Below are 25,174 nucleotides of genomic sequence, written 5' to 3'. Positions count from 1 at the left end.
GCTGCCGCACACGCGCCGGCTTTGGCGGGCGCGTTTTCTTTTCGTCACCCCGACCCTTTTTTTGCCACGCCGAATCTAGCAGGAACCCCCCATGGATGCGTTCGAACTTCCAGTCACCCTGGCCCAGTCCCTCCAGCGCCGTGCCGCCCAGACACCGGACAAGCTGGCGCTGCGTTTCCTCTCCGACGAGCAGGACCAGGGCACCGTGCTGACCTACCGTGACCTGGACCTGCGCGCCCGCACCATTGCCGCCGCCCTGCAGGCCAACGCCACGCTGGGCGACCGGGCCATCCTGCTGTTCCCCAGCGGCCCGGACTACGTAGCCGCCTTCTACGGCTGCCTCTATGCCGGCGTGATCGCGGTGCCGGCCTATCCGCCGGAGTCCAATCGCCGCCACCACCAGGAGCGCCTGCTGTCGATCATCGCCGACGCCGAGCCGCGCCTGGTGCTGACCGCCGAAGCCCTGCGCAGCAGTCTGCTGGAAGTCGCGGAACTGGCCGCCGAAGGCGCGCCGCAACTGCTCTGCGTCGACACCCTGGACAACGCGGCCGCCGAGACCTGGCAAGCGCCGGAGCTGACCGGTGAGCACATCGCCTTCCTGCAATACACCTCCGGCTCCACCGCGCTGCCCAAGGGCGTGCAGGTCAGCCACGGCAACCTGGTGGCCAACGAACAACTGATCCGCCACGGCTTCGGTATCGACATCAACCCCGATGACGTCATCGTCAGCTGGCTGCCGCTGTACCACGACATGGGCCTGATCGGCGGCCTGCTGCAGCCGATTTTCAGCGGTGTGCCCTGCGTGCTGATGTCGCCGGCCTACTTCCTCACCCGGCCGCTGCGCTGGCTGGAAGCGATCAGCGACTACAAGGGCACCATCAGCGGTGGCCCGGACTTCGCCTACCAACTGTGCGCCGCCCGGGTCAGCGACTCGGCCCTGGCCCGTCTCGACCTGAGCGGCTGGCGCGTGGCCTATTCCGGCTCCGAACCGATCCGCCTCGACAGCCTCGACGCCTTCGCCGAGAAGTTCGCCGGCTGCGGCTTCCAGTCCAGCAGCTTCTTCGCGTCCTACGGCCTGGCCGAAGCGACCCTGTTCGTCGCCGGGGGCAAGCGCGGCCAGGGCATACCGCACCTGCGCCTCGACGAGCAGGCGCTGGCGCGCAACGTCGCCGAACCGGGGCAGGGCAGCCCGGTGATGAGCTGTGGCACCCGTCAGCCGGAGCACGGCGTGCTGATCGCCGACCCGCAAAGCCTCGCCGTGCTGGATGAAAACCAGGTGGGTGAAGTCTGGGCCTGTGGCCCGAGTATCGCCCATGGCTACTGGCGCAACCCTGAAGCCACCGCCAGGACCTTCGTCCAGCACGACGGCCAGACCTGGCTGCGCACCGGCGACCTGGGCTTTCTGCGCGAAGGTGAGCTGTACATCACCGGTCGCCTGAAAGACATGCTGATCGTGCGCGGGCAGAACCTGTATCCACAGGACATCGAGCAGACCGTCGAGCGCGAGGTGGACGTGGTGCGCAAAGGTCGCGTCGCGGCTTTCGCCATCACCCAGGACGGCCTCGAAGGCATCGGCATCGCTGCGGAAATCGGCCGCAGCGTGCAGAAGAGCGTACCCGCCGACGAGCTGATCAACCGTCTGCGCCACGCCGTGGCCGACGCCTTCCAGCAAGCCCCGAGCGTGGTGGTGCTGCTCAACCCGGGTGCATTGCCGAAGACCTCCAGCGGCAAGCTGCAACGCTCCGCCTGCCGCACCCGCCTGGCCGATGGCAGCCTCGACAGCTACGCCGTGTTCCCGCAGCAGGCGGTCGCGGCCAAGGCCAGCGATGCGACCCTGGCGCAGTCCGACCTGCGCGAGCTGGTGGCCCGCACCTGGCGCGAGCACCTGCAGGCCGAGGACATCGCCGCCGACGATCACTTCTTCCTGCTGGGCGGCAACTCCATCGTCGCCACCCAGGTGGTCGCCAGCCTGCGCGAGGCGCTAGGCATTGAGATGAGCCTGCGCCTGCTGTTCGAATCGCCGACCCTGGACAGCTTCGTCGCCGCCATCGAAAACGTGCAGTCCGGTGCCCCGGCCCAGGACGGCATCGTTCGCCTGGCCGGTGACGAAGCGCTGCCACAATCGCTGGCACAGAACCGCCTGTGGTTCACCTGGCAACTGGATCCGCAGAGCAGCGCCTACAACATCCCCGCCGGCCTCCACCTGCGCGGCGAGCTGGACGAAGAGGCCCTGCGCAGCGCCTTCCAGCGTCTGGTAGAACGCCATGAATCCCTGCGCACCCGCTTCTATGAGGTGGACGGCGTGGCCCTGCAACGCATCGACGCCGCTGCGCCGTTCGACTTCCAGCGCATCGACCTCAGCGAGCTGGACGAAGACGAGCGTCGCGGCCGCGCCCAGGCCCTGCGCGAAGAACAGGCGCGCCTGCCGTTCGACCTTGAGCACGGTCCGCTGCTGCGGGTACGGCTGGTCTGCCTGGACGAGCAAGAGCACCAGTTGCTGGTGACCCTGCACCACATCATCGCCGACGGCTGGTCGCTGAACGTGCTGATCGACGAGTTCTCGCGGCTCTATGCCGCCGCCGTGCAGGGCCAGCCGCTGGCGCTGGAGCCGCTGCCGGTGCGCTACGCCGACTACGGCCAGTGGCAGCGCGACTGGCTGGCCCGCGGTGAAGCGCAGCGCCAACTGGACTACTGGAAAGCCCAGCTTGGCGATGAACAGCCAAGCCTGAACCTGAGCTCCGACCACCCGCGTTCCGCCCGCCAGCAGCACAGCGCCTCACGCTACAGCCTGCGCCTGAGCGCCGAACTGAGCCAGGCCGTGAAAGCGGCGGCGCAGGGCCATGGTTCTACGCCGTTCATGCTGTTGCTGGCCGGCTTCCAGAGCCTGCTGCACCGCTACAGCGGCCAGACCGATATCCGCATCGGCGTCCCCGGCGCCAACCGCCCGCGCCAGGAAACCCAGGGCCTGATCGGCTTCTTCATCAACACCCTGGTGCTGCGTGCCGAGCTGGATGCGCGCCTGCCGTTCGCCGAACTGCTCGGCCGCACCCGCCAGGCGGCACTGGAGGCCCAGGCCAACCAGGACCTGCCGTTCGACCAACTGGTGGAAGCCTTCCCGCAGGCCCGTGAGCAAGGCATGTTCCAGGTCATGTTCAACCACCAGCAGCGCGACCTGGGTGCCCTGCGCCGTCTGCCGGGGCTGCTGGCCGATGAACTGCCCTGGCACAGCCGCGAAGCCAAGTTCGACCTGCAACTGCACAGCGAGGAAGACCGCAGCGGCCGCATCCACCTGTCGTTCGACTACGCCGACGAGCTGTTCGAACGCGCCACCATCGTGCGCCTCGCCGCCCATTACGTGCGCCTGCTGACCCAGGTCAGCGCCAGCGCCGACATTGCCCTCGGCGACCTGCAACTGCTGGACGACGCCGAACGGGCGCGCCAGCACGACTGGAGCGTCGCTCCGTGCACCCCGGCCAGCCGCTGGCTGCCGGAACTGCTCAACGAACAGGCCCAGCGCAGCCCCGAGCGCACCGCGCTGGTGTGGGACGGCTGCAGCCTCGACTACGCCGCCTTGCACCAGCAGGCCAACCGCCTGGCCAACTACCTGCGCGACAAGGGCGTCGGCCCGGACGTGAAAGTGGCCATCGCCGTGGAGCGTTCGCCGCAACTGCTGATCGGCCTGCTGGCCATCGTCAAGGCGGGCGGCGCCTGGGTGCCGCTGGACCCGGATTACCCGAGCGAGCGCCTGGCCTACATGCTGGCTGACAGCAAGGTCTCGCTGCTGCTGACCCAGAGCCACCTGCTGGGCGACATGCCGAGCGCCGAAGGCGTCAGCGCCATCGCCCTCGACACCCTCAAGCTGGACACCTGGCCGAGCCACGCGCCGGGCCTGCACCTGCACGGCGACAACCTCGCCTACGTGATCTACACCTCCGGCTCCACCGGCCTGCCCAAAGGCGTCGGCAATACCTGGGCGGCCCTGGCCGAGCGCCTGCAATGGATGCAGGCCACTTATCAGTTGAACGACACCGACGTGCTGATGCAGAAGGCGCCGATCAGCTTCGACGTATCGGTGTGGGAGTGCTTCTGGCCGCTGATCACCGGCTGCCGCCTGGTCATCGCCGGCCCCGGCGAGCACCGCGATCCGCACCGCATCGCGCAACTGGTACGCGAGCACGGCGTGACCACGCTGCACTTCGTGCCGCCGCTGCTGCAACTGTTCATCGACGAGCCGCTGACTGCCGGCTGCACCAGCCTGCGCCGGGTGTTCTCCGGTGGCGAGGCGTTGCCCGCCGAACTGCGCAACCGCGTGCTGGCACAACTGCCCGACGCCCAGTTACACAACCGCTACGGCCCCACCGAGACCGCCATCAACGTCACCCACTGGCATTGCCAGGTGAGCGACGGCGCCCGTTCGCCCATCGGTCGCCCGCTGGGCAACGTGGTCTGCCGGGTGCTGGACGGCGAACTGAACGCCCAGCCGGACGGCGTGGCCGGCGAGCTGTGCATCGGTGGTATCGGTCTGGCCCGTGGTTATCTGGGCCGTGCGGCACTGACCGCCGAACGCTTTGTGCCGGATGCCGCCGGCGCGCCGGGTTCGCGCCTGTACCGCACCGGCGACCGCGTGCGCTGGGCCGCCGATGGCGCGCTGGAGTATTTCGGCCGCCTCGACCATCAGGTGAAGCTGCGCGGTTTCCGCGTCGAGCCGCAGGAAATCGAAGCGCGCCTGCTGGCCCTGGACGGTGTCGGCCAGGCGGCAGTGCTGGTGCGCGAGACCGTCTCCGGCCCGCAACTGGTGGGCTACTTCACCGCCGAGGCGAGCGAGGAGGGCGAGGCCGCGCAGATTGCCCGGCTCAAGGCCGAGCTGGCGCTGGAACTGCCCGAGTACATGGTGCCGGCGCAACTGGTGCGCATGGACGTGATGCCGCTGGGCCCGAGCGGCAAGCTGGACCGCCGCGCACTGCCCGAGCCGCAGTGGCAGTCCCGCGAACACATCGAGCCGCGTACCGAGCTGGAGCAGGGCATCGCCGCCATCTGGCGCGATGTGCTGGGCGTGCCGCGCATCGGCCTGGCCGATGACTTCTTCGAACTCGGCGGCCATTCGCTGCTGGCGACCCAGATCATCTCCCGGGTGCGCCTGCGCTGCGACGTCGAGCTGCCGCTGCGGGTGCTGTTCGAGCACCGCGAGCTGGGTGACTTCGCTGCCACAGTGGCCGCGCTGCAGGCCGCGGGCGAGCGCAACAGCCAGCAGGCCATCGGCAAAGTCGATCGTAGCCAGCCGGTGCCGCTGTCCTATTCGCAGCAGCGCATGTGGTTCCTCTGGCAGATGGAGCCGGACAGCCCTGCGTACAACGTCGGCGGCATGGCGCGCCTGAGCGGCGCCTTCGATATCGGTTGCTTCGAGGCCGCGTTGCAGGCGTTGATCCTGCGCCACGAAACCCTGCGCACCACCTTCCCCAGCGTCAACGGCGTGGCCTGCCAGAAAGTCGCCGAAGACACCGGCGTGGCCATGCAGTGGCTGGATATCTCGGCGCTGCCGGCCGCCGAACGCCAGGCTCGCCTGCAGGCCTTCGCCGACAGCGAAGCGCACACGCCCTTCGACCTGGAAACCGGCCCGCTGCTGCGCGCCTGCCTGGTCAAGGCCGGCGAGCAGGAACACTACCTCGTCCTGACCCTGCACCACATCGTCACCGAAGGCTGGGCAATGGACATCTTCGCCCGCGAACTGGGGCTGCTCTACGAGGCTTTCCTCGACGGCAAACCGTCGCCGCTGGAGCCGCTGGCGGTGCAATACCTCGACTACAGCGTGTGGCAACGGCAGTGGCTGGAATCCGGCGAGCGCCAGCGTCAACTGGACTACTGGACGGCACAACTGGGCAAGGAGCACCCGCTGCTGGAACTGCCGGGCGACCGTCCGCGTCCCCCGGTGCAGAGCCACCAGGGCGAACTGTTCCGCTTCGATCTGAGCGATGAACTGGCCGGCCGCGTGCGCGCCTTCAACGCGACGAACGGCCTGACCCTGTTCATGACCATGACCGCCGCCCTGGCGGTGCTGCTCTACCGCTACAGCGGCCAGACCGACCTGCGCATCGGCGCGCCGGTGGCCAACCGTATCCGTCCGGAAAGCGAAGGGCTGATCGGTGCCTTCCTCAACACCCAGGTGCTGCGCGTGCAACTGGACGGGCAGATGAGCGTCGGCGAACTGTTCGAGCAGGTCCGCCACACCGTCATCGAAGGCCAGTCCCACCAGGACCTGCCGTTCGACCATCTGGTGGAAGCCCTGCAACCGCCGCGCAGCGCCGCCTGGAACCCGCTGTTCCAGGTGATGTGCAACGTGCAGCGCTGGGAATTCCAGCAGAGCCGCGAGCTGGCCGGGATGACCGTGGAGTACCTGGTCAACGACGCCCGCGCCACCAAGTTCGACCTCAACCTGGAAGTCACCGAGCTGGATCACCGCCTCGGTTGCTGCCTGACCTACAGCACCGACCTGTTCGACGAGCCGCGTATCGCCCGCATGGCTGCCCACTGGCGCAACCTGCTGCAGGCGCTGCTGGCCGATCCGCACCAGCGCCTTGGCGAGCTGCCGTTGCTGGCCGCCGACGAGCGTCAGGGGCTGCTCGACAGCCTCGGCGCCGAGCCGGGCGAGCAGCGCCTGGACCAGTGCATCCACAGCCTGTTCAGCGAGCGCGTGCGGGCCAACCCCGAGGCCGGTGCGCTGACCTTCCGTGGCCAGACCCTGAGCTACGGCGAGCTGGACGCCCAGGTCAACCGCCTGGCCTGGATGCTCCGCGAGCGTGGTGTCGGCCCGCAGGTGCGGGTGGGCCTGGCGCTGGAGCGCGGGCTGGAGATGGTGGTGGGCCTGCTGGCGATCCTCAAGGCCGGTGGCGCCTATGTGCCGCTGGACCCGGAATACCCGCTGGAACGCCTGCAATACATGATCAAGGACAGCGGCGTGCGCCTGCTGCTCAGCGGCGCCGCACTGCTCGATGCCCTCGGCGAGCTGCCCGAAGGCGTGGCGCGCTGGAGCCTGGAAGACGACCTGCCCAAACTTGCGGGCTACCCGGACAGCGAGCCGCCGTTCGTCAGCCTGCCGCAGCACCAGGCCTACCTGATCTACACCTCCGGCTCCACCGGCCTGCCGAAAGGCGTGGTGGTCAGCCATGGCGAAATCGCCATGCACTGCCAGGCGGTGATCAAGCGCTTCGACATGCGTGCCGACGATTGCGAGCTGCATTTCTATTCGATCAACTTCGACGCCGCCACCGAGCGCCTGCTGGTGCCGCTGCTGACCGGTGCGCGGCTGGTGTTGCGTGCGCAAGGCCAGTGGGACGCCGAGGAAATCTGCACGCTGATCCGCGAGCAGGGCGTGACCATCCTCGGTTTCACCCCGAGCTACGGCAGCCAGTTGGCGCAATGGCTGGCCACCCAGGAGCAGCGTCTGCCGGTGCGCATGTGCATCACCGGTGGCGAGGCGCTGACCGGCGAGCACCTGCAACGGATCCGCGCAGCCTTCGCCCCGGCGCTGTTCTTCAACGCCTACGGCCCGACCGAAACCGTGGTCATGCCGCTGGCCTGCCTGTCGCCGGCCGAACTGGAAGAAGGCCAGGCCAGCGTGCCGATCGGCAGCGTGGTGGGGGCGCGGGTGGCCTACATCCTCGACACCGACCTGGCCCTGGTGCCACAGGGCGCCACCGGTGAACTGTACGTCGGCGGTGCCGGCCTGGCGGTCGGCTATCACGAGCGTCCGGGGCTGACCGCCGAGCGCTTTGTCGCCGATCCGTTCGCCAGCGAGGGCGGGCGCCTGTACCGCACCGGCGACCTGGTGCGCCAGCGCGCCGACGGCCTGGTGGAATACATCGGCCGGGTCGACCATCAGGTGAAAATCCGCGGCTTCCGTATCGAGCTGGGCGAAATCGAAACCCGCCTGCTGGACCACGCCGCCATCCGCGAAGCCGTGGTGCTGGCGCTGGACACGCCGGCGGGCAAGCAGCTGGCCGGTTACCTGGTCAGTGATGTCGCCGGCCAGGGCGAGGCGCAACAGGCGCACCTGCGCGATGAACTGAAGGCGGCGCTCAAGGCGCAACTGCCGGACTACATGGTGCCGACCCACCTGATCCTGCTGGACGCCATGCCGCTGACCGCCAACGGCAAGCTCGACCGCCGTGCGCTGCCAGCGCCGGATCCGGAACTGAACCGCCAGCACTACGTGGCGCCCAACAGCGCACTGGAGCAGACCCTGGCGCAGATCTGGAGCGAGGTGCTGAACGTCGCCCAGGTCGGCGTCCACGACAACTTCTTCGAACTGGGTGGCGACTCGATCCTGTCGATCCAGGTGGTCAGCCGCGCCCGTGCGGCGGGCATCCACTTCAGCCCCCGCGACCTGTTCCAGCACCAGACTGTGCAGACCCTTGCTGCCGTGGCGACCACCCAGGAAGTGGTCAGCGCCGAACAGGGACCGCTGACTGGCACCTCGGCGCTGACGCCGATCCAGCACTGGTTCTTCGAGACCCCGATGGTCCGCCGTGAACACTGGAACCAGGCGGTACTGCTGGAACCGACCAGCGGCCTGCAAGCGCCGTTGCTGGCGCAGGCGCTGGCGGCGGTGCAACAGCACCACGACGCCCTGCGCCTGCGCTTCACCGAGCAGGATGGCCAGTGGCAGGCGCGCTTTGCCGAAGCGGCGGACGACAATCTGCTGCACGTCGCCGAAGTCGCCGACCTGGGCCAGTGCACCGCGCTGTTCGACGACGCCCAGCGCAGCCTCGACCTGGCCAACGGCCCGCTGCTGCGTGCCGTGCTGGTCAGCGACGGGCAAGGCCGGCAGCGCCTGTTGCTGGCGATCCATCACCTGGTGGTGGACGGTGTGTCCTGGCGGGTGCTGCTGGAAGACCTGCAAAACGTCTATCGCCAGTTGCAAGCAGGCGAGGCCGTGCAACTGCCGGCCAAGACCAGCGCCCTGCGCGACTGGGCCCAGCGCCTTGAGCACTACGCCGCCAGCGAATCGCTGCGCGAAGAGCGCCAGTGGTGGCAGGCACACTTGCAGGGCAGCGCCGTGCAACTGCCGGGCACCCGCACCGACGGCGGCCAGCAGAACCTGCACGCCAGCACCCTCAGCGTGCGCCTGGACAGCCAGCGCACCCGGCAGTTGCTGCAGGACGCCCCGGCGGCCTACCGCACCCAGATCAACGACCTGCTGCTGACCGCCCTGGCCCGCGTGCTGTGCCAGTGGACCGGCGAAGCCTCGGCCCTGGTGCAACTGGAAGGCCATGGCCGCGAAACCCTGTTCGACGAAATCGACCTGACCCGCAGCGTCGGCTGGTTCACCAGCGCCTATCCACTGCGCCTGACCCCGGTGGCGGGCGATGACGCCGCGTCGATCAAGGCGATCAAGGAACAACTGCGCCAGGTGCCGCACAAGGGCCTCGGTTATGGTGTGCTGCGCTACCTCGGCGACGATGCCAGCCGCGCTGCCCTGCAGGCGTTGCCGGTGGCACCGGTGACCTTCAACTACCTCGGCCAGTTCGACCAGAGCTTCGCCAGCGATGCACTGTTCCGGCCGCTGGAAGCCTCCGCCGGCACCGCCCACGACCCCCAGGCGCCGCTGCCCAACGAATTGAGCATCGACGCCCAGGTCTACGCCGGCGAGCTGGTGCTGCGCTGGACCTTCAGCGCAGAACGGCACGAGGTCGGGGCCATCGACGCCCTGGCCCATGCCTACCTGGAGCAGTTGCAGGCGCTGGTGGCGCATTGCGTCACCGAGGGCAATGGCGGCCTGACACCGTCCGATTTCCCGCTGGCGACCCTGACCCAGGCGCAACTGGACGCGTTGCCTGTGCCGGCAGCGCGCATCGAGGACGTCTATCCGCTGACGCCGATGCAGGAAGGCATGCTGCTGCACACCCTGCTGGAGCCGGGCACCGGCCTGTACTACATGCAGGACCGCTACCGCATCAACAGCGCGCTGGACCCCGAGCGTTTCGCCCGCGCCTGGCAGGCCGTGGTAGCCCGTCACGAAGCGCTGCGTGCGTCTTTCTGCTGGGACGTCGGCCAAACCATGCTGCAGGTGATCCACAAGCCCGGCGATACCGCCGTCGACTACCTCGACTGGCGCGATGTCCCGGCCGACGAGCAGGAGCCGCGCCTGCAGGCGCTGCACAAGCGCGAGCGCGAGGCCGGTTTCGATCTGCTGCACCAGGCGCCGTTCCACCTGCGCTTGATCCGCGTCGGCGAGGCGAGCTACTGGTTCATGATGAGCAACCACCACATCCTCATCGATGCCTGGTGCCGTTCGCTGCTGATGAACGACTTCTTCGATCTCTACATGGCCTTGGGTGAAGGCCGCGACGCACAACTGGCGCCGCCGCCGCGCTACCGCGACTACATCGGCTGGCTGCAACAGCGTGGCCTCGAGCAGGCACGTACCTGGTGGCGCGACAACCTGCGCGGCTTCGAGCGGCCGACGCCGATCCCGAGCGACCGTCCGTACCTGCGCGAGCATGCCGGCGAGCACGGCGGCATGATCGTCGGCGACGTCTACACCCGTCTCGACGAGCGCGATGGCGCGAAGCTGCGCGAGCTTGCCCAGCAGCATCAACTGACCGTCAACACCTTCGCCCAGGCGGCCTGGGCCCTGACCCTGCGGCGCCTGAGCGGCGACCGCGACGTCGTGTTCGGCGTCACCGTGGCCGGGCGCCCGGTGGACATGCCGCAGATGCAGCGCACCGTCGGCCTGTTCATCAACACCATCGCCCTGCGGGTCGGCCTGCCCCGTGATGGCGAGCGCCAGAGCGTGCGCCAGTGGCTGAACGGCCTGCTCGACAGCAACATGCAACTGCGCGAGTACGAGTACCTGCCGCTGGTGAACATCCAGGAACACAGCGAGCTGCCCAAGGGCCTGCCGCTGTTCGACAGCCTGTTCGTGTTCGAGAACGCCCCGGTGGAAGTCTCGGTGCTGGACCGGGCGCAGAGCCTGAACGCCACCTCGGATTCCGGCCGCACCCACACCAACTACCCGCTGACCGCCGTCTGCTATCCGGGCGACGACCTCGGCCTGCACCTGTCCTACGACCAGCGCTATTTCGACCAGCCCACCGTCGAAGGCATGCTGGCCGAGTTCAAGCGCCTGCTGCTGGCGCTGGTGGAAGGTTTCCATGGCGATATGGCCGAGTTGCCGCTGCTGGGCGAGGCCGAACGCGAGTTCCTGGTGCAGGGCTGCAACCAGAGCGCCCACGAGTATCCGCTGGAGCGCAGCTACGTTTCGCTGTTCGAGGAGCAGGTGGCTGCGCATCCGGAGCGGGTCGCCGTGTCCTGCCTGGAACGTCGCGATACCTACGCTGAACTGAACGTAGCCGCCAACCGTCTCGGCCATGCACTGATCGCGGCGGGCGTCGGTTTCGACCAGCCGATCGCCTTGCTCGCCGAGCGCGGCCCGGATCTGCTGGGCATGATTGTCGGCAGCTTCAAGGCCGGCGCGGGTTATCTGCCGCTGGATCCGGCATTGCCGAATCAGCGTTTGAGCGGTGTGATCGCCCAGAGCGGTGCACCGGTGCTGGTGTGCAGCGCCGAGTGTGAGCAACAGGCCCGTGAGCTGATCGCCGACAACACCGCTGTGCAACTGCTGGTCTGGGAACAGGTCCAGCAGAGCGCCGCGTCTGTGGATAACCCGGGCCGCTACAGCACGCCGGACAACCTCGCGTACGTGATCTTCACCTCCGGCTCCACCGGCCTGCCGAAAGGCGTGATGGTCGAGCAGCGCGGCATGCTCAACAACCAGTTGAGCAAGGTGCCGTACCTTGACCTGAGCGACGCCGACGTGATCGCCCAGACCGCCTCGCAGAGCTTCGACATTTCGGTCTGGCAGTTCCTCGCCGCACCGCTGTTCGGTGCCCGTGTGGATATCGTGCCGAACGACATCGCCCGCGATCCGCAGGCGCTGCTGGCGCACGTCCAAACCCAGGGCATCACCGTGCTGGAAAGCGTACCCTCGCTGATCCAGGGCCTGCTGGCCGAAGAGCGCGTCAATCTGGCTGGCCTGCGCTGGATGCTGCCGACCGGTGAAGCGATGCCGCCTGAACTGGCCAGGCAGTGGCTGCTGCGTTATCCACAGATCGGCCTGGTGAACGCCTACGGCCCGGCGGAATGCTCGGACGACGTGGCGTTCTTCCGTGTCGATCTGGATTCGACCAGAAGCACCTACCTGCCGATCGGTACGCCGACCGACAACAACCTGATCTACCTGCTGGACGACGCCCTTGAACTGGTGCCGCTGGGCGCTGTGGGCGAACTCTGTGTCGCCGGCACCGGCGTTGGCCGTGGCTACGTCGCCGATCCACGCCGCACTACGCCGGTCTTTGTCCCCAACCCGTTTGGCGCGCCGGGCGAGCGCCTGTACCGCACGGGCGACCTGGCCCGCCGCCGCGCCGATGGCGTGCTGGAATACGTCGGCCGTGCCGACCATCAGGTGAAGATCCGCGGCTACCGCATCGAACTGGGCGAGATCGAAACCCGCCTGCAGGAACACCCGGCGATCCGCGAAGCGGTGGTGCTGGATATCGACGGACCGCAAGGCAAGCAACTGGCGGCCTACCTGACCACCAAGGTAGCGAGCGATGCCGACGCCCTGCGCGAAGACCTGAAGACCGCCCTGAAAGCCAGCCTGCCGGATTACATGGTGCCGACCCACTTCGTGCTGCTGGCCGCGCTACCGCTGACTCCCAACGGCAAGCTGGACCGCAAGGCGCTGCCGAAGCCGGACACCACGCAATCGCAGACCGCCTACGTGGCCCCGGCCACCGAACTGGAACAACAACTGGCGGCGATCTGGGCCGAAGTGCTGAAGATCGAACGCGTGGGCCTCGATGACAATTTCTTCGAACTCGGTGGTCACTCGCTGCTGGCGACCCAGGTCATCTCCCGCGTGCGTCAGAGCCTGAAGATCGAGCTGCCGCTGCGCAGCCTGTTCGAAGCCCGCGACCTGCGCAGCTTCGTGCGCCATGCCGGCGAAGCGGCAAGCTGCAAGCCACAAGCCGTAAGCAAGGCCGATCGCAGCCAGCCGCTGGCGCTGTCGTACGCCCAGCAGCGCCAGTGGTTCCTCTGGCAACTGGAGCCGCACAGCGCGGCCTACAACATGCCGGCGGCACTGCGCCTCAAGGGTGCGCTGGATATCGCTGCGCTGGAGCTGAGCTTCGAAACCCTGATCGCCCGCCACGAGACCCTGCGCACCACCTTCCGCCAGGATGGCGAAAAGGCCGTGCAGATCATCCATCCGGCGGCGCCGTTCGTGCTGGCGCGGGAGCAACTGCCGGTGTCCGCGTTGCCGCAGGACGAGCAGGTGCGCCTGTTCGTCGAAGCAGAAACCCTGCGGCCGTTCGACCTGGAAAACGGGCCGCTGCTGCGGGTGCGCCTGCTGCACCTGGGCGAGGACGAGCATGTGCTGGTGCTGGTGCAGCACCATATCGTCACCGACGGCTGGTCGATGCCGATCATGGTCGACGAGCTGATGCGCCTGTACGCCGGCTACAGCCAGGGCCATGACGTGGCGCTGGCGCCGCTGCCGATCCAGTACGCCGACTACGCCCAGTGGCAGCGGCAGTGGCTGGAAGCGGGGGAGAAGGCCCGGCAACTGGCCTACTGGACCGCACAATTGGGCGGGGAGCAGCCGGTGCTGGAACTGCCGCTCGACCATCCGCGTCCGCCGGTGCAGAGCACCGAGGGCGCGCAACTGCACCTCACCCTGGACCGCGAACTGGCAACCCACCTGAAAGGGCTGGCGCAGGCGCAGGGCGTGACCCTGTTCATGCTGCTGCTGGCGTCCTTCCAGACCCTGCTGCACCGCTATTCGGGCCTGGGCGACGTGCGCGTCGGCGTGCCTATCGCCAACCGCAACCGCGCCGAGACCGAAGGCCTGATCGGCTTCTTCGTCAACACCCAGGTGCTCAAGGCCGAGCTGGATTCGCAGACCACTGTTGCCGCGCTGCTGCAACAGGTCAAGCGCCATGCCCTGCAGGCCCAGGCCCATCAGGACCTGCCGTTCGAGCAACTGGTGGAAGCGCTGCAACCGGAGCGCGACCTGAGCCGCAGTCCGCTGTTCCAGGTGATGTACAACCACCAGAACCAGGCGCCGCAGCTTGTGCGCGAGCTGGCCGGGCTGACCCTGGAAGGCGTGGTGTCCGAGAAGCACACCGCGCAGTTCGACCTGATGCTCAACACCGTCGAGCAGGACGATGGCCTCAGCGCTTCGCTGACCTACGCCACCGCGCTGTTCGAGGCGGACACCATTGCCCGCATGGCCGGGCACTGGCAGCAACTGCTGCGGGCCATGAGCGCCGATGTGCAGCAGCGGGTCGGTGAGCTGGCGATGCTGTCCGACGCCGAGCAGCAGCATGTGTTGCGTGACTGGAACGCTACCGAGGCCGAGTTCCCGAGTGAGGCGTGCATCCAGAGCCTGATCGAGGCTCAGGTAGCATTGGCGCCGGATGCGCCGGCGCTGGTGTTCGCGGGCGAGGAACTGAGCTACGCCGAGGTCAACCGCCGCGCCAACCAGCTCGCCCACAAGCTGCGTGAACTGGGCGTCGGCCCGGATGCGCTGGTGGGCATCTCGGTGGAGCGCAGCCTGGAAATGGTCATTGGCCTGGTGGCGATCATCAAGGCCGGCGGCGCCTACGTGCCGCTGGACCCGGATTATCCACAGGACCGTCTGGCCTACATGATCGAGGACAGCGGCGTGCAACTGCTGCTGACTCAATCGTCGCTGTTGGCCCGTCTGCCGATTCCGGCTGGCGTTCAGGCCCTGAGCCTGGATCAGCTTGATCTGTCCGGTTACAGCGATGAAAACCCGTCGCTGCACACCGTGCCGGAAAACCTGGCCTACGTGATCTACACCTCGGGCTCCACCGGCAAGCCGAAAGGCGCGGGCAACAGCCATCGCGCCCTGGTCAACCGCCTGCACTGGATGCAGAAGGCCTACGGTCTGGACGGCAGCGATACCGTGCTGCAGAAGACGCCGTTCAGCTTCGACGTATCGGTATGGGAGTTCTTCTGGCCGCTGCTGACCGGTGCTCGCCTGGCGGTTGCATTGCCGGGTGATCACCGCGATCCGGAGCGTCTGGTGGCGACCATCAACCAATATGGCGTGAGCACGCTGCACTTTGTGCCGTCGATGCTGCAGGCGTTCATGACCAGCGATCAGGTTGAAACCTGTGTGTCGTTGAAACGAGTTGTTTGCAGTGGTGAAGCCCTGCCGGCGGAGCTGGCGGCGCAAACCCTGAAGCGCCTGCCACAGTCCGGCCTGTACAACCTGTACGGTCCAACCGAAGCGGCCATCGACGTCACCCACTGGACCTGCACCCTCGACGATCACCTGAGCGTCCCGATTGGCCAGCCGATCGACAACCTGAAAACCCATATCCTCGAAGACGGCCTGCTGCCGGCTGCACCGGGCACCGCTGCCGAGCTGTACCTGGGCGGCGTTGGTCTGGCCCGTGGTTACCACAACCGTCCTGCGCTGACTGCCGAACGCTTCGTGCCGGATCCGTTCTCGGATAACGGCGGCCGTCTGTACCGCACCGGCGACCTGGCGCGTTATCGCGATGAAGGCGTAGTCGAGTATTCGGGCCGTATCGACCATCAAGTGAAGATCCGTGGCCTGCGTATCGAACTGGGCGAAATCGAAGCCCGTCTGCTGGAACACCCGGCTGTCCGCGAAGCCAGCGTCATCGACATCGACGGCCCGAGCGGCAAGCAACTGGCGGCTTATCTGGTAGCCGATGACAGCAGCGACCTGAAGGACGCCCTCAAGGCGCACCTGAAAGTCCACCTGCCGGAATTCATGGTCCCGAGCCACTTCGTGCTGCTGGAAAAAATGCCGCTCAGTGCCAACGGCAAGCTGGACCGCCGTGCGCTGCCCAAGCCGGACCTGAGCCAGGCTCAAGCGGCCTACGTCGCCCCGGGCAATGCACTGGAAAGCCAACTGGCCGCCATCTGGGCCGACGTCCTGAAGCTGGAGAAAGTCGGCATCACCGACAATTTCTTCGAACTGGGCGGCGACTCGATCATCTCCATCCAGGTGGTCAGCCGCGCCCGTCAGGCCGGGATCGTCTTCACCCCGAAAGACCTGTTCCAGCGCCAGACCGTGCAGGGCATCGCCCAAGTGGCGAGCCGTGCCTCGGCGGTGCGTATCGAACAAGGCCCGGTGACCGGTGAAACGCCGCTGCTGCCGATCCAGCACTGGTTCTTCGACAGCGAAATCCCCGAGCGTCATCACTGGAACCAGTCGGTGCTGCTCAAGCCGCTGCAGACGCTGGACGCCGCGCAACTGGAAGGCACCCTGCAAGCGCTGGTGGCGCACCACGATGCCCTGCGCCTGAGCTTCGTCGAGGGGCGTGCGCACCTGCGCGATGTCCAGGCCAGCGAGCTGCTGTGGGTGCGCGAGTTGAATGGGATCGACCAGCTCGACGCCCTGACCCACGAAGCGCAACGCAGCCTCGACCTGCACCACGGCCCGCTGCTGCGTGCGTTGCTGGTCAGGCTGCCCGAGGGCGAACAGCGCCTGCTGCTGGTGATCCATCACCTGGCGGTGGACGGCGTGTCCTGGCGGATCCTGCTGGAAGACCTGCAGGCGGCGTACAACGGCAAGGCGCTGGCGGCCAAGACCCATTCCATCAAGGTCTGGGCCGAGCACCTGCATGCCTTCGCCGGCACCCCGGCACTGCAACAGCAACTGGGCTGGTGGCAGGCACAGTTGCAGGGCGTCAGCGATGCGCTGCCGCTGGACCACGCCGACGGCGGGCGCCAGCACAAGCATGAAGCCACGGTGCGCACGCAGCTGAACGGCGAGCTGACCCGGCAACTGCTGCAGGATGCCCCGGCGGCCTACCGCACCCGTATCAATGACCTGCTGCTCACCGCCCTGGCGCGGGTGATCGGGCGCTGGACCGGTCGTGCCGACACCCTGGTGCGCCTGGAAGGCCATGGCCGTGAAGACCTGTTCGACGGCCTCGACACCACCCGTACCGTCGGCTGGTTCACCAGCCTGTTCCCCGTCAGGCTGACGCCGGCAGCGGCGCTGGGCGACTCGGTCAAGGCGATCAAGGAACAACTGCGGGCCGTGCCGCACAACGGCCTCGGCTACGGCGTGCTGCGCTACCTGGGCAGCGACGCGGCGCAACGCAGCCTCGCTGCGCTGGCCCAGGGCGAGATCGTGTTCAACTACCTCGGCCAACTGGACGGCGCCTTGGCTGACGACGGCGCGCTGTTCGCCGCGGCCGGCGAGGGCAGTGGCCAGGGCCAGAGCCCGGATGCGCCGCTGTCCAGCCTGCTGACGATCAACGGCCAGGTGCTGGGCGGCGAACTGGAACTGACCTGGAGCTTCAGCCGCGAGCTGTTCGACTTGCGTACCGTGCAGGCACTGGCCGATGCCTACGGCGAGGAACTGCGCCAACTGATCGCCCATTGCCTGGCCGCTGGTGTCGCCGGTGTCACGCCGTCGGACTTCCCGCTGGCCGGCCTCGACCAGGCGCAACTGGACAGCCTGCCGCTGGCGCCGGCGCAGATCGCCGATGTCTATCCGCTGTCGCCGATGCAGCAGGGCATGCTGTTCCACAGCCTCTACGAGCAGGAGGGCGCCAGCTACGTCAACCAGCTGCTCGCCGAAGTGCGCGGGCTGGATGTGGAGCGCTTCCGCGCCGCCTGGCAGGCGGTGGTGGATAACCACGATGTGCTGCGGGCGAACTTCGTCAGTAGCCTTGCCCAGCCCTTGCAGGTGATCCGCCGGCAGGTGGAGGTGGCCTTCGTCGAACTGGACTGGCGCCAGCAGGACTGCTCGGCACCGGCCCTGGCGGCCTGGGCCGAGGCCGACCAGCAACGCGGCTTCGACCTGCAGCATGATCCGCTGCTGCGCCTGAGCCTGCTGCGCACCGGCGCCGACACGCATTATCTGGTGTTCACCAGCCACCACATCCTGCTGGACGGCTGGAGCAACTCGCGGATGCTCGGCGAAGTGCTGCAGCGCTACAGCGGCCAGGTGCCGCCGGCAGGCAAGCGTTACCGCGACTACATCGAGTGGCTGCAACGCCAGGACGCCAAGGCCGGCCAGGACTTCTGGCTGGGCCAACTGGCCGAACTGGACGAGCCGACCCGCCTGGTGCCGCTGTTCAAGGCCCCGGCCGAGGGCGAAGGCTTCGCCGAACGGCTGCTGACCCTGGGCCGCGAGAGCACCCAGCGCCTCAACGACTTTGCCCGCGATCAGCGCGTGACCGCCAACACCCTGCTGCAAGCGGCGTGGATGCTGGTGCTGCAGCGCCACAGCGGACAGTCCGGCGTGACCTTCGGCGCCACCGTCGCCGGGCGTCCGGCTGACCTGCCGGGCGTCGAGGAGCAACTGGGCCTGTTCATCAACACCCTGCCGGTGGTGGGGCGTCCGCGGGTGGAGCAAAGCGTGGCCGAGTGGGTGCAGCAGGTGCAGGCGCAGAACCTGGCCCTGCGCGAGTTCGAACACACGCCGCTATACGACATCCAGCGCTGGGCTGGCTGGCAGGGCGAGGCGCTGTTCGACTCGATCATGGTCTTCGAGAACTACCCGATTGCCGATGCCTTGAAGGGCGCCGCGCCGCAAGCGCTGGTGTTCGACAAGGTGGTCAGCCAGGAGCAGACCCACTATCCGCTGACCCTGGTGATCGAGGCGGGCGCTGAACTGGCCGTGCGCATGAGCTACGACCGCAGCCAGCTGGCAGGCGACACCGTGGCGCAACTGGCGGCGCACTTCGAGCACCTGCTGATGGCGTTGATCGCCGATCCGCAGGCGGCGCTGGGTGAGCTGTCGATGCTGTCCGAGGCCGACCAGCACCATGTGCTGCGGGACTGGAACGCTACCGAGGCCGAGTTCCCGAGCGAGGCGTGCATCCAGAGCCTGATCGAGGCGCAAGTGGCGCTGACGCCGGATGCACCGGCGCTGGTGTTCGCCGGCGAGGAACTGAGCTACGCCGAGGTCAACCGCCGCGCCAACCAGCTTGCCCACAAGCTGCGCGAGCTGGGCGTCGGCCCGGATGCGCTGGTGGGCATTTCGGTGGAGCGCAGCCTGGAAATGGTCATTGGCCTGGTGGCGATCATCAAGGCCGGTGGCGCCTACGTGCCGCTGGACCCGGATTATCCACAGGACCGTCTGGCCTACATGATCGAGGACAGTGGCGTGCAGTTGCTGCTGACCCAGTCTTCGCTGCTGGAGCGTCTGCCGATCCCGGCAGGCGTGCAGGCCTTGAGCCTGGATCAGCTGGACCTGTCCGGTTACAGCGATGAAAACCCGTCGCTGCACACCGTGCCGGAAAACCTGGCCTACGTGATCTACACCTCCGGCTCCACCGGCAAGCCGAAAGGCGCGGGCAACAGCCATCGCGCCCTGGTCAACCGTCTGCACTGGATGCAGAAAGCCTACGGTCTGGACGGCAGCGATACCGTGCTGCAGAAGACGCCGTTCAGCTTCGACGTGTCGGTGTGGGAGTTCTTCTGGCCGCTGCTGACCGGGGCTCGTCTGGCGGTGGCATTGCCGGGCGATCACCGCGATCCGGAGCGTCTGGTGGCGACCATCAATCAGTACGGCGTGAGCACGCTGCACTTTGTGCCGTCGATGTTGCAGGCGTTCATGACCAGCGAGCTGGTCGAGAGCTGCGTATCGCTGAAGCGAGTGGTGTGCAGTGGTGAAGCCCTGCCGGCGGAACTGGCGGCACAGACCCTGAAACGTCTGCCACAGTCCGGCCTGTACAACCTGTACGGTCCAACCGAAGCTGCGATCGACGTCACCCACTGGACCTGCACCCTCGACGACCACCTGAGCGTTCCGATCGGCCAGCCAATCGACAACCTCAAGACCCATATCCTCGAAGACGGCCTGCTGCCGGCTGCACCGGGGACCGCTGCCGAGCTGTACCTAGGCGGCGTTGGTCTGGCCCGTGGTTATCACAACCGTCCTGCGCTGACCGCCGAACGCTTCGTGCCGGATCCGTTCTCGGATAACGGTGGCCGCCTGTACCGCACCGGTGACCTGGCGCGTTACCGCGACGAAGGCGTGATCGAGTACTCGGGCCGTATCGACCATCAGGTGAAGATCCGTGGCCTGCGTATCGAACTGGGCGAAATCGAGGCGCGTCTGCTGGAGCACCCGGCTGTCCGCGAAGCCAGTGTCATCGATATCGACGGCCCGAGCGGCAAGCAACTGGCGGCCTATCTGGTGGCCGATGACAGCAATGATCTGAAGGATTCGCTCAAGGTGCACCTGAAGGCTCACCTGCCGGAATTCATGGTCCCAAGCCACTTCGTGCTGCTGGAAAAAATGCCACTCAGTGCCAACGGCAAGCTGGACCGCCGTGCGCTGCCCAAGCCGGACCTGAGCCAGGCTCAAGCCGCCTACGTCGCTCCGGGCAATGCCCTGGAAAGCCAACTGGCCGCCATCTGGGCCGACGTCCTGAAGCTGGAGAAAGTCGGCATCACCGACAATTTCTTCGAACTGGGCGGCGACTCGATCATCTCCATCCAGGTGGTCAGCCGCGCCCGTCAGGCCGGGATCGTCTTCACCCCGAAAGACCTGTTCCAGCGCCAGACCGTGCAAGGCATCGCCCAGGTGGCGAGCCGTGCCTCGGCGGTGCAGGCGGAGCAGGGCCGGGTGACGGGCGAGGCGCCACTGACGCCGATCCAGCGCTGGTTCTTCGACAGCGATATTCCGCAACCCCAGCAGTGGAACCAGGCGCTGATGCTGGCGCCACGCGAGCCGCTGGACGCCGGGCGACTGGAGGCCGCGGTGCAGGCCCTGCTGGTCCAGCACGACGTGTTGCGTGCCCGCTTCGACCGCAACGGTGCGCGCTTCCAGGCGCAAGCCGATGCGCCGCTGTGGCTGCGCGAGCTGTCCGACCGCGAGCAACTGACCGAACTGGCCACTCAGGCCCAGCGCAGCCTCGACCTGGAAAACGGCCCGCTGCTGCGCGTGGTGCTGGCGAACCTGCCGCAGGGCGAACAGCGCCTGCTGCTGGTGATCCATCACCTGGTGGTGGACGGCGTGTCCTGGCGCATCCTGCTGGAAGACCTGCAAGCGGCCTACAACGGTGCAGCGCTGCCGCGCAAGACCAGTTCCTTCAAGCAATGGGCCGCGCGCGTGCAGCAGCACGCCGCCAGCCCGGCGCTGGACGCGCAACTGGCCTGGTGGCAGGCGCAGTTGCAGGGTGTCAGCGATGCGCTGCCGACCGATCGCGCCGACGGCAGCCAGCAGCAATGTCACGCACGGTCGGTTCACAGCCGTCTCGACCGCGAGCTGACCCGCCAACTGCTGCAGGACGCCCCGGCGGCCTACCGCACGCAGATCAACGACCTGCTGCTCACTGCCCTGGCGCGGGTCGTCAGTCGCTGGACCGGCCGCGCCGAAACCCTGGTGCGCCTGGAAGGCCACGGCCGCGAAGCGCTGTTCGACGACCTCGACATCACCCGCACCGTCGGCTGGTTCACCAGCATGTTCCCCGTCAAGCTGGTGCCCGCAGCGGACCTGGACGCCTCGATCAAGGCGATCAAGGAACAACTGCGCGCCGTGCCGGACAAGGGCCTGGGCTACGGCATGCTGCGCCACCTGGGCAGCGACGCGGCACAACGCAGCCTGGCCGAACTGGCCAGGGGCGAGATCGTCTTCAACTACCTGGGGCAATTCGATGCGGGTGTCAGCGACGGCCTGTTGCTGCCGGCCGCCGAGAGCACCGGCGAGGGCGTCAGCCCGCTGGCGCCGCTGGGCAGCCTGCTGAGCATCGATGGCCAGGTGTCGGGCGGCGAGCTGTCGCTGGGCTGGACCTTCAGTGGCGAAGTCTTCGACACCGCGACCATCCAGCGCCTGGCCGACGACTACACCAGCGAACTGGCCCGACTGATCGCCCATTGCGTCAGCGCGGACGCCGGCGGCGTGACGCCGTCGGACTTCCCGCTGGCGGGCCTGAGCCAGTTGCAACTGGACCAGTTCCCGCTGGCGGCGACCGAGATCGCCGACCTCTACCCGTTGTCGCCGATGCAGCAGGGCATGCTGTTCCACAGCCTGTTCGAAGAGGAGGGCGCCAGCTACATCAACCAGCTGCGCGCCGAAGTGCGCGGCCTCGATGTCGAACGCTTCCGCGCTGCCTGGCAGGCGGTGGTGGACCGCCACGACGTGCTGCGGGCGAATTTCGTCAGCAGCTTCGGCGAGCCGTTGCAGGTGATCCGCAAGCAACGGGCGGTGCCGTTCGAGGTCCAGGACTGGCGTGGCCGTGCTGATCTGGAGGCCGCCGTGGCCGCCTGGGCCGAGGCCGACCAGCAACGCGGCTTCGACCTGGAGCATGACGCCCTGCTGCGCCTGACCCTGCTGCGCACCGCCGAGGACACCTGGCAACTGGTGTACACCAGCCACCACATCCTGCTGGACGGCTGGAGCAGCTCGCGCCTGCTGGGCGAGGTGCTGATGCACTATCGCGGCGAAGTGGTGGCGGCGCCGGGTGGTCGTTACGGCGACTACATCCACTGGCTGCAACAGCAGGACGGCGAGGCGGCGCAGCAGTTCTGGACCGCGCAACTTGCTGAACTGGACGAGCCGACCCGCCTGGCACCGCTGTTCAAGGCCCCGGCGCAAGGCGAAGGCTTCGCCGATCGCCTGTTGACCCTCGACAGCGAGCGCACCCGTCGTCTCAACGACTTTGCCCGCGACCAGCGTGTGACCGCCAACACCTTGCTGCAGGCGGCGTGGATGCTGGTGTTGCAACGCTGCACCGGACAATCCGGCGTCACCTTCGGTGCCACCGTGGCCGGGCGTCCGGCCGACCTGCCGGGCGTTGAAGAACAGCTTGGTCTGTTCATCAACACCCTGCCGGTGGTGGGCCGTCCGCGGATCGAGCAGACCGTGGCCGAGTGGGTGCAGCAGGTGCAGGCGCGCAACCTGGCCCTGCGCGAGTTCGAGCACACGCCGCTGTACGAGGTGCAGCGCTGGGCGGGCTGGAGCGGTGAGGCGCTGTTCGACAGCATCATGGTGTTTGAGAACTACCCGATCGCCGATGCGCTGCAACAGGCATCGCCACAGTCGCTGGTGTTCGATCGCGTGGTGGCGCAGGAGCAGACCCACTATCCGCTGACCCTGGTCATCGAAGCGGGCGAGCAACTGGCGGTGCGCATGAGCTACGACCGCAGCCAGCTGGCAGGCGACACCGTGGCGCAACTGGCGGCGCACTTCGACCACCTGCTGATGGCGTTGATCGCCGATCCGCAGGCGGCGCTGGGTGAGCTGTCGATGCTGTCCGAGGCCGACCAGCACCATGTGCTGCGGGACTGGAACGCTACCGAGGCCGAGTTCCCGAGCGAGGCGTGCATCCAGAGCCTGATCGAGGCGCAAGTGGCGCTGACGCCGGATGCGCCAGCGCTGGTCTTCGCCGGTGAAGAACTGAGCTACGCCGAGGTCAACCGCCGCGCCAACCAGCTCGCCCACAAGCTGCGCGAACTGGGCGTCGGCCCGGATGCGCTGGTGGGCATCTCGGTGGAACGCAGCCTGGAAATGGTCATTGGGCTGGTGGCGATCATCAAGGCCGGTGGTGCTTACGTGCCACTGGATCCGGATTATCCACAGGACCGTCTGGCCTACATGATCGAGGACAGTGGCGTGCAGTTGCTGCTGACCCAGTCTTCGCTGGTGGAGCGTCTGCCGATTCCGGCTGGCGTGCAGGCCTTGAGCCTGGATCAACTGGACCTGTCCGCATACAGCGAGGTCAATCCGTCGCTGCACACTGTGCCGGAAAACCTGGCCTATGTGATCTACACGTCGGGCTCCACTGGTAAGCCAAAAGGCGCGGGCAACAGCCATCGTGCGCTGGTCAACCGCCTGCACTGGATGCAGAAAGCCTACGGTCTGGACGGCAGCGATACCGTGCTGCAGAAGACGCCGTTCAGCTTCGACGTGTCGGTGTGGGAGTTCTTCTGGCCGCTGCTGACTGGCGCTCGTCTGGCCGTCGCACTGCCGGGCGATCACCGCGATCCGGAGCGTCTGGTGGCGACCATCAACCAATATGGCGTGAGCACGCTGCACTTTGTGCCGTCGATGCTGCAGGCGTTCATGACCAGCGATCAGGTCGAAAGCTGCACGTCGCTGAAGCGAGTGGTGTGCAGTGGTGAAGCCCTGCCGGCTGAACTGGCGGCGCAAACCCTGAAACGTCTGCCACAGTCCGGCCTGTACAACCTGTATGGCCCGACCGAGGCAGCGATCGACGTCACCCACTGGACCTGCACCCTCGACGACCACCTGAGCGTCCCGATCGGCCAGCCGATCGACAACCTCAAGACCCACATCCTCGAAGACGGCCTGCTGCCGGCTGCACCGGGTACCGCCGCCGAGCTGTACCTGGGCGGCGTTGGCCTGGCCCGTGGTTATCACAACCGTCCTGCGCTGACCGCCGAACGCTTCGTGCCGGATCCGTTCTCGGAAAACGGCGGCCGCCTGTACCGCACCGGCGACCTGGCGCGCTACCGCGACGAAGGCGTGATCGAGTATTCGGGCCGTATCGACCATCAAGTGAAGATCCGCGGCCTGCGTATCGAACTGGGTGAAATCGAAGCCCGTCTGCTGGAACACCCGGCTGTACGCGAAGCCAGCGTCATCGATATCGACGGCCCGAGTGGCAAGCAACTGGCGGCCTATCTGGTGGCTGACGACAGTGCGGAACTGAAGGACGCCCTCAAGGCGCACCTGAAAGTCCACCTGCCGGAATTCATGGTCCCGAGCCACGTCGTGCTGCTGGAAAAAATGCCGCTGAGTGCCAACGGCAAGCTGGATCGCCGTGCACTGCCCAAGCCGGATGTCAGTCAGGCGCGGCAGGCCTACGTGGCGCCGTCCACCGAGCTGGAGCAGCAACTGGCGGCGATCTGGGCCGAGGTGCTGACGCTGGAGCAGGTGGGCATGACCGATGACTTCTTCGAACTGGGCGGTCATTCGCTGCTGGCCACGCAGATCGTCAGCCGGGTGCAGAAGGAACTGGGGCATCACGTGCCGCTGCGGGCGATGTTCGAGCTCAACACCCTGCAGGCGCTGGCGCAGTACATCGTCGGGCAGGCCGATACGCGCATCGACGACGCCAAGGTCGACCGCCTGTCGGACCTGATGGCCGAACTGGAGGCGCTGTAGACCGGGAGGGCATGGCGCGTA

The 25,174-nt window shown here is 67.4% G+C and carries 1 protein-coding gene; it reads left to right on the top strand.

The window, feature by feature from the left end:
* The first annotated feature begins 91 nt into the window (after positions 1-91).
* Positions 92-25,153, top strand: coding sequence for a non-ribosomal peptide synthase/polyketide synthase (locus tag AC05QJ_RS23385; protein ID WP_476743633.1), 25,062 nt, complete (start codon positions 92-94; stop codon positions 25,151-25,153).
* Positions 25,154-25,174 lie beyond the last annotated feature (21 nt).

The sequence above is a fragment of the Pseudomonas sp. TUM25319 genome (assembly GCF_056388475.1).
This window is presented reverse-complemented; position numbering and strand designations above follow the sequence as displayed.

What these genes read in the sequence shown, in the direction of transcription:
- AC05QJ_RS23385 (WP_476743633.1), top strand. Translation starts at nt 92, where the DNA reads ATGGATGCGTTCGAACTTCCAGTCACCCTGGCCCAGTCCCTCCAGCGC.